General features: G+C 72.7%; 10 protein-coding genes. 7 read left to right on the top strand and 3 right to left on the bottom strand.

Features of this window, described 5'->3' with window-relative positions; all coding sequences use genetic code 11:
- Window positions 1-34: 34 nt before the first annotated feature.
- Window positions 35-1,264 carry a DivIVA domain-containing protein gene (locus tag IO29_RS13240; protein WP_030380315.1) on the top strand — a complete coding sequence of 410 codons (1,230 nt, stop codon included), beginning with the start codon at window positions 35-37 and terminating at the stop codon, window positions 1,262-1,264.
- 339 nt (window positions 1,265-1,603) lie between these two features.
- Here the strand turns inward: IO29_RS13240 and ileS are convergent, their stop codons facing one another.
- A complete protein-coding gene (gene ileS, locus IO29_RS13235) occupies window positions 1,604-4,747 on the bottom strand; it encodes an isoleucine--tRNA ligase (RefSeq protein WP_030380314.1) in 3,144 nt (1,047 codons plus the stop codon).
- Between the two features lie 684 nt (window positions 4,748-5,431).
- Between ileS and IO29_RS13230 the strand changes: the two genes are divergently transcribed.
- The 5 genes from IO29_RS13230 (at window position 5,432) to IO29_RS13210 (ending at window position 9,953) form a co-directional block, all read left to right on the top strand.
- Window positions 5,432-5,914 (top strand): TraR/DksA family transcriptional regulator, encoded by a 483-nt coding sequence (locus tag IO29_RS13230; protein WP_234307542.1) that lies wholly within the window; start codon window positions 5,432-5,434, stop codon window positions 5,912-5,914.
- Between the two features lie 78 nt (window positions 5,915-5,992).
- Window positions 5,993-6,733: a signal peptidase II gene (gene lspA, locus IO29_RS13225; protein WP_030380312.1), complete on the top strand. Its 741-nt coding sequence runs from the start codon at window positions 5,993-5,995 to the stop codon at window positions 6,731-6,733.
- Window positions 6,734-6,803: 70 nt separating this feature from the next.
- Window positions 6,804-7,748 (top strand): RluA family pseudouridine synthase, encoded by a 945-nt coding sequence (locus tag IO29_RS13220; RefSeq protein ID WP_030380311.1) that lies wholly within the window; start codon window positions 6,804-6,806, stop codon window positions 7,746-7,748.
- Complete coding sequence (locus tag IO29_RS13215; RefSeq protein ID WP_030380310.1) at window positions 7,745-8,233, top strand: GNAT family N-acetyltransferase; 489 nt, start codon at window positions 7,745-7,747, stop codon at window positions 8,231-8,233. Before IO29_RS13220 ends, IO29_RS13215 begins: the two co-directional genes overlap by 4 nt.
- Window positions 8,234-8,366: 133 nt before the next feature.
- Window positions 8,367-9,953, top strand: coding sequence for a Na+/H+ antiporter (locus tag IO29_RS13210; RefSeq protein WP_030380309.1), 1,587 nt, complete (start codon window positions 8,367-8,369; stop codon window positions 9,951-9,953).
- 81 nt (window positions 9,954-10,034) lie between these two features.
- Here the strand turns inward: IO29_RS13210 and IO29_RS13205 are convergent, their stop codons facing one another.
- Entirely contained in the window at window positions 10,035-11,240 is a 1,206-nt protein-coding gene (locus IO29_RS13205; RefSeq protein ID WP_030380308.1) for a mechanosensitive ion channel family protein, read from the bottom strand.
- Between the two features lie 202 nt (window positions 11,241-11,442).
- On the opposite strand from IO29_RS13205, the gene IO29_RS13200 reads away from it, so the two are divergent.
- Window positions 11,443-12,018: a dienelactone hydrolase family protein gene (locus IO29_RS13200; RefSeq protein ID WP_030380307.1), complete on the top strand. Its 576-nt coding sequence runs from the start codon at window positions 11,443-11,445 to the stop codon at window positions 12,016-12,018.
- Window positions 12,019-12,048: 30 nt separating this feature from the next.
- Here IO29_RS13200 and IO29_RS13195 read toward each other — a convergent pair whose 3' ends face one another.
- Complete coding sequence (locus tag IO29_RS13195; RefSeq protein WP_030380306.1) at window positions 12,049-13,722, bottom strand: alkaline phosphatase D family protein; 1,674 nt, start codon at window positions 13,720-13,722, stop codon at window positions 12,049-12,051.
- Window positions 13,723-13,869 lie beyond the last annotated feature (147 nt).

The following is a 13,869-nucleotide window of genomic DNA, read 5'->3' as shown; positions in this document are numbered from 1 at the left end:
TGCCGACTGCCGACGACAACGTTGAGGTGAAGAAATGCCGTTGACCCCCGAGGACGTGCGGAACAAGCAGTTCACGACCGTCCGCCTCCGAGAAGGCTATGACGAGGACGAGGTCGATGCCTTCCTCGACGAGGTCGAAGCGGAGCTGACCAAGCTGCTGCGCGAGAACGAGGATCTGCGCGCCAAGCTGGCCGCGGCCACGCGTGCCGCCGCGCAGAACCAGCAGAACATGCGCAAGCCCCCGGAGGGCCAGGACGGACCGCCGCACCAGGGCGGCCCGCACCAGCAGCAGGGCGGCCCCCACCAGCAGGGTGGACCGCACCAGCAGGGCGGTCCCCACCAGCAGGGGCACCCGCAGCAGGGCATGCGAGGACCCGGCGCTCCGGTGCCCGCCGGCATATCGGGCCCGCCGCAGCAGCAGATGGGTGGCCCCATGGGTGGTCCGCCCCAGCTGCCGAGCGGTGCGCCGCAGCTGCCCGCCGGCCCCGGTGGCGGTCAGGGCGGCCCGCAGGGTCCCGGCCCGATGGGTCAGGGCCCCGGTCCCATGGGCCAGGGACCGATGGGCGGCCAGCCGCCCATGCAGCAGATGGGCGGCCCCATGGGCGGTCCGATGGGCGGCCACGGCCCGATGGGCGGTCCGATGGGCGGCCCCGGCCAGGGTCCCGGTGGCGACAGTGCCGCGCGTGTCCTCTCGCTGGCCCAGCAGACCGCCGACCAGGCGATCGCCGAGGCCCGCTCCGAGGCCAACAAGATCGTCGGCGAGGCGCGTTCGCGTGCCGAGGGTCTCGAGCGGGACGCCCGTGCCAAGGCCGACGCGCTGGAGCGGGACGCGCAGGAGAAGCACCGCGTCGCGATGGGCTCCCTGGAGTCCGCCCGCGCCACGCTGGAGCGCAAGGTCGAGGATCTGCGCGGCTTCGAGCGCGAGTACCGCACGCGGCTGAAGTCGTACCTGGAGTCGCAGCTGCGTCAGCTGGAGACCCAGGCCGACGACTCGCTGGCGCCGCCGCGCACGCCGGCCACGGCGTCGCTGCCGTCGCCGTCCGCGCCGTCCATGGCTCCGGCGGGTGCGAGCGCGCCGTCCTACGGCGGCAACCAGCCGATGGGTGGCCCCCAGGGGCCGTCGGCGCCGTCGTACGGCGGGCAGCAGCAGATGACGCCGGCGATGACGCAGCCGATGGCGCCGGTGCGGCCGCAGGGGCCGTCGCCGATGGGGCAGGCTCCCTCTCCGATGCGGGGCTTCCTGATCGACGAGGACGACAACTGAGCGCGGTGTAGCCACACGGCGAGCCGTCGGCGGGCTCGAAAGGCGGTCCCGGAGGGTTCCCCCCTCCAGGGCCGCCTTCGCGTTGTGCGGCAGGGGGCTGCGGGGTCCCGTGGACTGCTTGTCCTCGCCCCCGCCGCCCCTTCCCTTCCCGTCCCTTCAAGGGGCTCCGCCCTTGGACCCGGCACGGGGCTGCGCCCCGTTTTCGCGCAGTTCCCCGCGCCCCTGACAGGGGCGCGGGGAACTGCGCAATCTTTTCGGGGGTCCGGGGGCGCAGCCCCCGGGGGTCGGGAATGGGCAGGGGCGGCGGGGGCGAGGGAAAAATCCCCCGCCCCCGGAGGGTTACGCCTTGCGGAGGCGGAACGTGAGGGTCAGGGAGTCCTCCGTGAACGGATCGCCGTACGAGCCGTCCGCCTCCCCCCGCACGAACTCCGTCGCCAGCACCTCGTCCGCGATCAACCCGGAGTGCTCGGACAGCGCCGCGACCACCCCCGGCTCCACCGCGTCCCACCGCAGCACGATCCGGTCCGCCACATCCAGCCCGCTGTTCTTCCGCGCCTCCTGGATCAGCCGGATGGCATCCCGCGCGAGCCCCGCCCGCCGCAGCTCCTCCGTGATCTCCAGATCCAGCGCGACCGTCGCCCCGGAGTCCGAGGCCACCGACCACCCCTCCCGCGGGGTCTCCGTGACGATCACCTCGTCCGGCGCCAGCGTGATCTTCTCGCCGTCGACCTCCACCGACGCCGTCCCCTCGCGCAGCGCCAGCGACAGCGCCGCCGCGTCCGCCGCCGCGACCGCCCGGGCCACGTCCTGCACCCGCTTGCCGAACCGCTTGCCCAGCGCCCGGAAGTTGGCCTTGGCCGTGGTGTCCACCAGGGACCCGCCGACCTCGCTCAGCGCGGCCAGCGACTCGACGTTCAGCTCCTCCGTGATCTGCGCGTGCAGCTCGGGGTCGAGGGACTCGAAGCCGTTCGCCGCGATCAGCGCCCGCCGCAGCGGCTGGCGCGTCTTGACGCCGGACTCCGCGCGCGTGGCCCGGCCCAGCTCGACCAGCCGCCGCACCAGCACCATCTGCTTCGACAGCTCCGGGTCGATCGCGGACAGGTCCGCCTCCGGCCAGGAGGACAGATGCACGGACTCCGGCGCCCCCGGCGTCACCGGCACCACCAGGTCCTGCCACACCCGCTCGGTGAGGAACGGGGTCAGCGGGGCCATCAGCTTCGTCACCGTCTCGACGACCTCGTGCAGCGTGCGCAGCGCCGCCTTGTCGCCCTGCCAGAACCGGCGCCGGGAGCGGCGCACGTACCAGTTGGACAGGTCGTCGACGAACGCGGAGAGCAGCTTGCCGGCGCGCTGGGTGTCGTAGCCCTCCAGGGCCTGGGTCACCTGGTCGGTCAGCGCGTGCAGCTCGCTCAGCAGCCAGCGGTCGAGCACCGGACGGTCGGCCGGGGCCGGGTCCGCCCCGCTCGGCGCCCAGCCGGACGTACGGGCGTACAGGGCCTGGAAGGCGACCGTGTTCCAGTAGGTCAGCAGCGTCTTGCGGACGACCTCCTGGATGGTGCCGTGGCCCACCCGGCGGGCCGCCCAGGGCGAGCCGCCGGCCGCCATGAACCAGCGGACCGCGTCGGCGCCGTGCTGGTCCATGAGCGGGATCGGTTGCAGGATGTTGCCCAGGTGCTTGGACATCTTGCGGCCGTCCTCGGCCAGGATGTGGCCCAGGCAGACGACGTTCTCGTACGACGACTTGTCGAACACCAGGGTGCCGATGGCCATCAGCGTGTAGAACCAGCCGCGGGTCTGGTCGATCGCCTCGGAGATGAACTGCGCCGGGTACCGGCTCTCGAACAGCTCCTTGTTCTTGTACGGGTAGCCCCACTGCGCGAACGGCATCGAGCCCGAGTCGTACCAGGCGTCGATGACCTCGGGCACGCGGGTGGCCGTCGCCCCGCAGCCGTCCTGGGGGCAGGCGAAGGTGACCTCGTCGATGAACGGGCGGTGCGGGTCCAGCCCGGACTGGTCGGTGCCGGTCAGCTCGGTGAGCTCCGCGCGGGAGCCGATCACCGTGAGGTGGTCCTCCGCGCAGCGCCAGACGGGCAGCGGGGTGCCCCAGTAGCGGTTGCGGGAGAGCGCCCAGTCGATGTTGTTGTTGAGCCAGTCGCCGTACCGGCCGTGCTTGACCCGCTCCGGGAACCAGTTGGTCTTCTCGTTCTCCTGGAGGAGGCGGTCCTTGACGGCGGTGGTGCGGATGTACCAGGACGGCTGCGCGTAGTAGAGCAGCGCGGTGTGGCAGCGCCAGCAGTGCGGGTAGCTGTGCTCGTACGGCAGGTGCCGGAAGAGCAGACCGCGCTCCTTGAGGTCCTCGGTCAGCTTCTCGTCGGCCTTCTTGAAGAAGACGCCGCCGACCAGCGGGACGTCCTCCTCGAAGGTGCCGTCGGGGCGCACGGGGTTGACGACGGGCAGCCCGTAGGAGCGGCACACCTTGAGGTCGTCCTCGCCGAAGGCGGGGGACTGGTGGACCAGACCGGTGCCGTCCTCGGTCGTCACGTAGTCCGCGTTCACCACGTAGTGGGCCGGCTCCGTGAACTCGACGAGCTCGAACGGATGCTGGTACGTCCAGCGCTCCATCTCGGCGCCGGTGAAGGACTGCCCGGTCCTCTCCCAGCCCTCGCCGAGCGCCTTCTCGACCAGCGGCTCGGCGACGACGAGCTTCTCCGCACCGTTCGTCGCGACGACGTACGTGACGCCGGGGTGGGCGGCGACGGCCGTGTTGGACACCAGCGTCCAGGGCGTCGTCGTCCACACCAGGAGCGCGGCCTCGCCGGCCAGCGGGCCGGAGGTGAGCGGGAAGCGGACGTAGACGGAGGGGTCGACGACCGTCTCGTAGCCCTGGGCGAGCTCGTGGTCGGACAGGCCCGTGCCGCAGCGGGGGCACCAGGGGGCGACGCGGTGGTCCTGGACGAGCAGGCCCTTGGTGTAGATCTCCTTCAGCGACCACCAGACCGACTCGATGTACTCGGGGTCCATCGTGCGGTAGGGGTTTTTGAGGTCGGTCCAGTACCCCATGCGGGTCGTGAGCTCTTCGAAGGCGTCCGTGTGGCGCGTCACCGACTCGCGGCACTTGGCGTTGAACTCGGCGATGCCGTACGCCTCGATGTCCTGCTTGCCGGTGAAGCCCAGCTCCTTCTCGACCGCCAGCTCGACGGGGAGGCCGTGGCAGTCCCAGCCGGCCTTCCGCGCCACGTGGTAGCCGCGCATGGTGCGGAAGCGGGGGAAGACGTCCTTGAAGACGCGGGCCTCGATGTGGTGGGCGCCCGGCATGCCGTTGGCGGTGGGCGGACCTTCGTAGAACACCCATTCGGGGCGGCCCGCGGACTGGTCCAGGGTCTTGGCGAAGATCTTCTGCTCGCGCCAGAAGTCGAGCACCGCGTGCTCGAGCGCGGGCAGGTCGACCTGGGCGGGCACCTGGCGGTACGTCGGCGCTGTCATCAGCGAGATTCCTCCAACGGACTTGCTGCCTTCCGTCGGAGGGACGAGAGCCACTTGTCGTGCGTACGCCGTGTGCGGCGGGCTCCCGCGGTACCACCCTCCTTGGCCCGCCGGCGCACCCTGCGCTCCGGTGAGCCCCCTCATTGGGGTCGCGATACCGGGTCTACTCGCCGCCGCAGGCCCCGGTGACGGCGGCCCGCTGCGGCTTTCTTCCGGCGGCTCCGGGGTGATCTTCGCGTCGCGCTCGCCCCCGGGCTTCCACCGTCCCCGGGTCGCTCTGGGCTGCGTACGCCGCTACTCGTCCCCATCCACGCTTTTTCGCTCCGCCCAGTGTACGGCGCCGGGCCGACAGCGGCCGACCGGTTTACGGGACGGCCCGGGCCCGCGGTCCCCGGCCGCGGGTGACCCGAACGGCGCGGCGGCGGCGTACGGGATTCCGGGACGGGCGCCGGGCGGATTACCCGGCCGGGAGCTGGGCACAACGCTTGCATGCTCGCCGCCCGGCGCCCGCGGGGCGGATCCCCCACCGGCACGCCCCGTTGCCGGGGGTCACAAGTCGATTTATCGTCCCAGAACGATTTCGCGAGCGAGTACATCACTTCCGTGAAGAGGCGTGGCCCATGACGGCGAAGCACCCGGCACCACACGATCCGAACCACCCCGCGAAGCAGACGGGAGCCCACGGTGGTTGCTAAGAAGACTCCGGCCACGGCCACGGCGGCGAAGGACCCGACCCCCGTGCCCAAGGCGCGGCTCGCCGCGGTGGACCCCGGTGAGCTCGCGGTACGTTCCGGCGAGGACCCCTGGACCCCGGACGAGGTCGCGGAGGCCCGGGCCGAACTCCAGTCCGAGCTGATGCGGCTGCGCACCGAGCTCGACTCCTCCGGCCGGGCGCTCGCCGGCCTGATGCGCGACTCGGGGGACGGCGCCGGCGACGACCAGGCCGACACCGGCACCAAGAACATCACGCGTGAGCACGAACTGGCCCTCGCCGCCAACGCCCGCGAGATGCTGGAACAGACCGAGCGCGCCCTCGACCGGCTCGACACGGGCACCTACGGCCTCTGCGAGAACTGCGGCAACCCCATCGGCAAGGCGCGCATGCAGGCCTTCCCTCGCGCCACGCTGTGCGTGGAGTGCAAGCAGAAGCAGGAACGCCGTTTCTGAACCCCTCCTGAGCGCCTGCTGTGACGGTGACGTGTCGTACTCTCGTCCTCAGTCAGGTACCTAGGTTGAGGGATTCACGTGGCAGAGGCGGAGCGCATCATCGGTACGCCGGACACCCCGGAAGCGGCGGGAAGCGGGCCGGAGGAGGCCCGCGCACAGGCCGCCGCGGCCGGTGACCGGGCCGCGGCGCGCCCCGCCCCGCCGTCCGACGGCCGGCCGGTGGAGGAGGCCACGAAGGCGGACGGCGGCTCCCCGCGGGCCGACGACGCCTCCGCGCGCGCGGAGGGCGAAGAACGCGGCGAGCCCTCCGGGGACGCCGCCGCGCGTCCTCGCGGCCGGCGGCGGATCGCCGTGCTGTTCTCCGTGGCCGCGTTCGCCTACGCCCTCGACCTGGTCAGCAAGCTCATCGTGGTGGCGAAGCTGGAGCACCACGCCCCCGTGCGCCTCATCGGCGACTGGCTCCAGCTGGAGGCGATCCGCAACGCGGGCGCCGCCTTCAGCTTCGGCGAGGCGTACACGGTGATCTTCACGGTGATCGCGGCCGCCGTGATCGTGGTGATCGCCCGCCTGGCCCGCAAGCTCTACAGCCTGCCCTGGGCGATCGCGCTCGGCCTGCTCCTCGGCGGCGCGCTCGGCAACCTCACCGACCGCGTCTTCCGCGCCCCCGGCGTCTTCAAGGGCGCGGTCGTCGACTTCATCTCGCCCAAGCACTTCGCCGTCTTCAACCTGGCGGACTCGGCGATCGTGTGCGGCGGCATCCTGATCGTGCTGCTCTCCTTCCGGGGACTGGACCCGGACGGCAGCGTCCACAAGGACTGAGGCCGGACGGTCCTCGGAGTTGTCCACAGGCTCGTGCGGGGGGTCCCGGTCCGTCCGGCATACTCGACGGGTGAGCACGCTTCCCGAGATCCGCACCCTGCCCGTGCCCGACGGCCTGGAGGGCGAGCGCGTAGACGCCGCCATCTCCCGCATGTTCGGCTTCTCCCGTACGAAGGCGGCCGAGCTGGCCTCGGCGGGCAAGGTGCACGTCGACGGCTCGGCGGTCGGCAAGTCGGAGCGGGTCCACGGCGGCGCCTGGCTCGAGGTCGAGATGCCGCAGGCGCCCGCGCCGGTGCAGATCGTCGCCGAGCCGGTCGAGGGCATGGAGATCGTGCACGACGACGAGGACGTGGTCGTCATCGTCAAGCCCGTCGGCGTCGCCGCGCACCCGAGCCCCGGCTGGACCGGTACGACCGTGATCGGCGGCCTGGCCGCCGCCGGGTACCGCATCTCCACCTCCGGCGCCGCCGAACGCCAGGGCATCGTGCACCGCCTGGACGTCGGCACCTCCGGCCTGATGGTGGTGGCCAAATCCGAGCGGGCGTACACCTCGCTCAAGCGCCAATTCAAGGAGCGCACGGTCGACAAGCGCTACCACACCCTCGTCCAGGGCCACCCCGACCCGACCAGCGGCACCATCGACGCCCCCATCGGCCGCCACCCGCACCACGACTACAAATGGGCGGTCACCGCGGAGGGCAAGCCCTCCGTCACGCACTACGACCTGATCGAGGCGTTCCGCGCCGCCTCCCTGCTCGACGTGAAGCTGGAGACCGGCCGCACCCACCAGATCCGCGTCCACATGGCCGCCCACCGCCACCCCTGCGTCGGCGACCTCACCTACGGCGCCGACCCGACCCTCGCCAAGCGGCTCCGGCTGACCCGCCAGTGGCTGCACGCGGTCCGCCTCGGCTTCGAGCACCCCGGCGACGGGGAGTGGGTGGAGTTCGCCAGCGACTACCCCGAGGACTTGCAGCAGGCCCTGGACCAGGTGCGCGAGGAGACCTACGCATGAGCACGGCGACCGGTGACGGGCAGCGGTACGAGGTGCGCGTCGCCGAAGGCTCCGCCGACCGAGAGGCCTGCTTCGCGGTCCGCAAGGAGGTCTTCGTCGTCGAGCAGGGCGTCCCGCAGGACATCGAGTACGACGCCCACGACGCCGACGCGGTGCACGTACTGGCGGTGCGGCGGGCGGACGGCGTGCCGCTCGGCACCGGCCGGCTGCTGTCCGGCGAGGCGGCCGCGGCGAAGAACGGGGGCGAGCCGTCGGTGGGCTCCCTCGGCCGGCTCGCGGTCACCAAGGAGGCGCGCGGCCTCGGCGTCGGCGCCGCCCTCGTGCGCGCGATAGAGGACGCCGCGCGGGAGCGCGGCCTGACCGCCGTCGATCTGCACGCGCAGACGCACGCGCTGGGTTTTTACCGGCGGCTGGGGTACGAGGCGTACGGACCGGAGTTCCCGGACGCCGGGATACCCCACCGGGCGATGCGGCGCCCCGTCTGAGACGGACGGGGCGGCGGCGCGGCGGGGCCGGCCGACGGAGTCTGCCGGTGCGGTCCCCGGGGGCGGCGTGGCAGGCTGGATCTCCGGCCCCTCTTGATCGTCCTGATCGTCCCTGACCCCGGGAGCGCTGACCGTGGACCAGCTGGCCCTGCTGTTCGTGCTGCTCCTCGGGACCGTGGTGAGCGTGCCGGTGGGGGACCGGCTCGGACTGCCCTCGCCGGTGCTGATGACGCTGCTCGGCATCGTGCTGGCGCTGCCGGACTTCGTCCCCAACGTCGACATCCCGCCCGGTCTGATCCTGCCCGCCCTGCTGCCGCCGCTGCTGTACGCGGCGGTGCGGCGCACCTCCTGGCGGCAGTTCACGGCCAACAAACGGCCCATCTTCCTGCTGGCCGTGGCCCTGGTGTTCGTCACCATGATCGCGGTCGCGGCGGTCGCGGGCGCCGTCGTCCCGGGGCTGCCGATCGCCGCCGCCGTCGCGCTCGGCGCGCTGGTCGCGCCGCCCGACCCGGTGGCCGCGACCGCCGTCGCCGGCCAGCTCGGGCTGCCGCGCCGGCTCGTCTCCATCCTGGAGGGCGAGGGCCTGTTCAACGACGTCACCGCGATCACGCTCTACCACGTGGCCATCGCCGCCGCCGTCAGCGGCTCGTTCTCGCTGCCCGGGGCCCTGCTCGAACTGCTGCTCTTCGCGGTCGTCGCCGTCGTCGTCGGCACGGTGCTGGGCTGGCTGTCCAACAAGCTGATGGACGTCCTCGGGGACCCCACCCTGCAAATCGGACTCACCCTGCTGGTGCCGTTCGCGTCGTACGTCATGGCAGACGAACTGCACGGCTCCGGTGTGCTGGCGGTGCTCACCACCGCGCTGTTCCTCGCGGAGTACGCCACCGACCCGGACGACGTGCTGACCCGGCTCGCCGGCCACACCTTCTGGGAGGTCGTCGACACGCTGGTCACCGGGGTGGCGTTCGGCCTGATCGGACTGGAGCTGCACCACGCGCTCGCGACCGCCGAGGGCCGCTGGGGCGAGATGCTCGGCTGGGCCGGGGCGGTCGTCGGCGTCGTGATCCTCGTCCGCCTGCTGTGGCTGCTGCCCGCCACCTGGCTGACCCAGCGGCTGCACAGCCGGCGTGACCAGGACGAGGACATCCCGACCAGCTGGCGGGAGACCATCGTGATGTGGTGGTCCGGGATGCGCGGGGTCGCCTCGGTCGCGCTGGCGCTCGCCATCCCGCTGGAGATGGACGACGGGTCGCCCTTCCCCGACCGGGGCGAGATCGTCTTCATCGCCTTCGCGGTCATCATGGCCACGCTCGTGCTCCAGGGCCTGACGCTGCCCTGGCTGGTGCGGTGGCTGGACGTACGGGCCGACACCGACCGGGAGAAGGAGTTCGAGAAGGAACTCGCCACCCGCGCGGCCCGGGCGGCCAAGAAGCGGCTCGCGGAGATCGAGCAGAACGAGGACCTCTCCGAGGAACTGTCCGAGCAGATGCTGCGCCGCGCCTTCGACATCGGGGTGCGGATCAGCCCCGACATGGCGGAGGACGAACGCCGGGAGGCGCACGAGAAGCGGGTGCGGCGGCTGAAGCGGATCCGGCGGATCCAGGGGGAGATGCTGAGCGCCGCCCGGCACGAGATCCTGGCGGCCCGCAGCGAACCGGGCGCGGACCCGGAGGTCGTCGACCGCGTCCTGCGCCACCTGGACGTGCGCAGTCTGCGCTGACGACCCCCGGGGCGGCACCCTGCGGGGAAGCTGGGGTGCTGCCGGGCCGGGCCCTGCGCGAGCCCGGGCTCCGCGCCGGGCTCAGCTCTTGCCGGGCGGCCGGTTGGCCGTGACCCAGCTCGCGCCCTCCGACTGCCGGGACCGCGTCCCGTCCGTCTGCCGGGACCGCGTCCCGTCGGACCGCCCGGGCCCGGACTCGTCCGGCGGCGCGGGCCGGGCGCCCGGGACGGCGAAACGGCCGTCCAGATGGTGCGGCGGCCGCACCGCCTCCGCCGTGTTGACCCGCGGCAGCGCGTAGGGATGGTGCTCGCTCAGCCAGCGGATCATCTCCTCGCGGACCGCGACCCGCACCGTCCAGATGTCGTCCGCGTCCTTCGCCGTCACCAGCGCCCGCACCTCCATGGTGTTGGGCGTGGTGTCGGTGACGACCAGGCCGTACGCGCGCCCGTCCCACGCCGGGCACTGGCGCAGGATGTCCCGCAGCCGCTCGCGCATCGTCTCCACGGGCGCGCTGTGGTCGACGTGGAAGTAGACCGTGCCGGTCATCTGCGCGCCGCCGCGCGACCAGTTCTCGAACGGCTTGGAGGTGAAGTACGACACCGGCATGGTGATCCGGCGCTCGTCCCAGGTCCGTACCGTGAGGAACGTCAGCGTGATCTCGTCGACGGTGCCCCACTCGCCGTCCACCACCACGGTGTCGCCGATCCGCACCATGTCGCCGAAGGCGATCTGCAACCCGGCGAACAGGTTGCTGAGCGTGGACTGCGCGGCGACACCGGCGACGATGCCGACAATGCCCGCCGAGGCCAGGATGGAGGCGCCGGCCGCCCGCATCGCGGGGAACGTCAGCAGCATCGCGGCCACCGCGACCACCCCGACGACCGCCGAGACGACCCGCATGATCAGCGTCACCTGGGTCCGCACCCGGCGCACCCGCGCCGGGTCGCGGTGGGCCCGGGCATAGCGGCTGTACGACGTCTCGACGACCGCCGCCGCGATCCGGATCACCAGCCAGGCGGCGGAGCCGATCAGCACCAGGCTCAGGGCGCGGCCGATGCCGACATGATGGTCGTCGAGCAGCTTCGCCTCGTCGTAGGAGCCTCTCAGCAGGGCCGCGCACAGCACGAGCAGGTAGGGGATGCGGCCCCGGCGCAGCAGACCCCACAGGGGGGTCTCGTGGTGCCGCTGGTCCGCTTGGCGCAGCAGACGGTCCGAGGCCCAGCCGATGAACAGGGTGAGCAGGACGGAACCGCCGACGACGATCAGGGGGCGGAGTACGTTCTCCATGCCGGAGAACGTAACCGGCACGGCCGGTCATGAACATGTGTCGTCCCGGCGATCGCGGGTAGCCCCGGGCGCCCGCGGGCCCCCGCGTGAGCGACCTCACGCATCCGCACGCGGCCCCGGGCGCCGGTGCGCCGGGGTCCGCCGGCCGGGCGGCGGGCTCCGGCGGAACGTGACTGTCAGTGGCGGCTGGCACCATGGGCCCATGAACATCATGCTCTTCCACTCGACGTACGGACTGCGGCCCGCCGTCCGCGATGCCGCCGACCGGCTGCGTGCCGCCGGGCACGAGGTGTGGACCCCGGACCTCTTCGACGGCCGTACGTTCGACACGGTCGAGGAGGGCACGGCCTACAAGGACGAGCTCGGCAAGGAGGAGCTGCTCAAGCGGGCGGTGCTGGCCGCCGCCCCGTACTCCGAGCGCGGCCTGGTGTACGCCGGCTTCTCGCTGGGCGCGGCGACCGCCCAGACCCTCGCCCTCGGCGACGCCAAGGCCCGGGGACTGCTGCTCCTGCACGGCACGTCGGACCTCGCGCCGAACGCCTCGGTGGACGAGCTGCCGGTCCAGCTGCACGTGGCGGAGCCGGACCCGTTCGAGCCGGACGACTGGCTGAGCGCCTGGTACTTGCAGATGGGCCGGGCGGGGGCCGACGTGGAGGTCTACAGATACGCGGGCGCCGGCCACCTCTACACCGACCCCGGGCTCCCCGACTACGACGAGGAGGCCGCCGAGGCCACCTGGCGGGTGGCGCTCGGTTTCCTCGGGACCCTGGAGGCGTGAGAGCCCGGGGCCCGCTGAACGGACGGGGCCTCAGACGGGGTCGTGGGCCCGCTCGACCTTCTGCGTGCCGCTGCGGGTGCGGTACGACCGGGCCCAGGAGGAGGTCGCGGCCGGGTCCCGGCGGTCGGAGACGACGTAGTAGTCCATCTGCGCCCGCTCGGGGGTGAGGTCGAGCACCCCGTAGCCGTGCCGGTCGGTGTCGACCCACTGGACGTGCCGGTTGGCGGTGCGGATCAGCGGGGACGCCATCGCCGAGACGGTGCCCTCGGGTGCCTTGACGAAGTCGTCGAGGTTGTCGGAGGTGATCGAGGTGACCACGAACTCGACGCCCGCGGAGCCGGACTTCGGATAGGTGGCCGCGTCGAACGGCACGTCGTTGGCCCAGGCCATGTGGATGTCGCCGGTGAGGAAGACGGTGTTGCCGATGCCGTGCTCCCGCAGATGGCCGAGGAGTTCGCGCCGGTCGCGGGTGTAGCCGTCCCACTGGTCGGTGTTGAGGGCGAGCCCCTCCTTGGGCTTCCCGAGCAACTGGGCCAGCGGCCGCAGCAGGGCGGCGGAGAGGGAGCCCACCGCGAACGGCGCGATCATCACCGAGTTCCCGACCAGCCGCCAGGTGGTGTCGGACGCCTTCAGCCCCGCCTTGAGCCAGTCGAGCTGGCCCCGCCCGGTGAGGGTGCGCTCCGGGTCGTCGACCGAACCGCTGCCCGTGGCCGCCTGTTCGGAGCGGAAGGTGCGCAGGTCGAGCAGGGACAGGTCGGCGAGGGTGCCGAAGCGCAGCCGGCGGTAGGTGGTGCCCTCGGTCGCGGGCCGGACCGGCATCCACTCGAAGTAGGCCTGTTTCGCGGCCGCCTGGCGGTCCGTCCAGGCGCCCTCTTCGCCCTCGGTGTGGTTGCCCGCGCCGCCGGACCAGGCGTTGTCGGCGAACTCGTGGTCGTCCCAGATCGCGACGACCGGCGCGGTGTGGTGCAGCGCTTGCAGATCGGGGTCGGTCTTGTACGTGCCGTGACGCACCCGGTAGTCGGCGAGCGTGACGATCTCGTGCGCCGGGGAGTGCGGGCGGACGACGGTGCCCCGGTGGGCGTACTTGCCGGTGGGGAACTCGTAGATGTAGTCGCCGAGGTGCAGCCAGGCGTCCAGGTCGCCGCGGGCGGCCAGATGACGGTAGGAGGAGAAGTGGCCGGCCTCCCAGTTGGCGCAGGCGACGACGCCCAGGCGCAGGTGGGTGACGGGGGTGTCGGCGGCCGGGGCGGTGCGGGTGCGGGCGACGGGGGACTCGGCGGGGCCGGCGGTGAAGCGGAACCAGTAGTCGGTGGCCGGCCGCAGCCCGCGTACGTCCGCCTTGACGGTGTGGTCGGAGGCGGCGGTCGCGGTGACGGCCCCCTTGGCGACGATCTCGGTGAATGCCCGGTCGGTGGCGACGACCCAGCCGACCCGGACGTCCGGACCGAGCCCGGAGCCGGGCACCGCCTCGGGGGTGGGCGTCACCCTGGTCCACAGCAGGATGCCGTCGGGCAGCGGATCGCCGGAGGCCACGCCGTGCAGGAAGGCGGTGGTGCCGGGCGCGGCCCGGGCGGGCAGTACGGCAGCGAGCGGACCGACCAGCTCCGCGGTGGCCGCCGCCGCCCTGCCGACCGTACGGCGGAGCGGAGCGAGCGCCTCCGCGAGCCGGGAGGTCTCCTCGGGCGAGGTCGAGGGCGCGGGGATGGAGGGCACGCGCGTGGAGGGCACCGGCGGAGGCGGTGGGGGAGGGGGCGCGGCGGCGGGGGTGCTGTCGGACGATCCGTGTGGGCTGGGGGTCACGGACGATCAGGCTAGTGTCCGGAACCGGCCGCCAGCGGGCGAACTCGCCGA

The organism is Streptomyces sp. NRRL F-6676, assembly GCF_000725625.1.
Taxonomy (GTDB): domain Bacteria; phylum Actinomycetota; class Actinomycetes; order Streptomycetales; family Streptomycetaceae; genus Streptomyces.
Note: the sequence above shows the minus strand (reverse complement) of the source record. Positions and strands in the feature narration are given on the sequence as shown.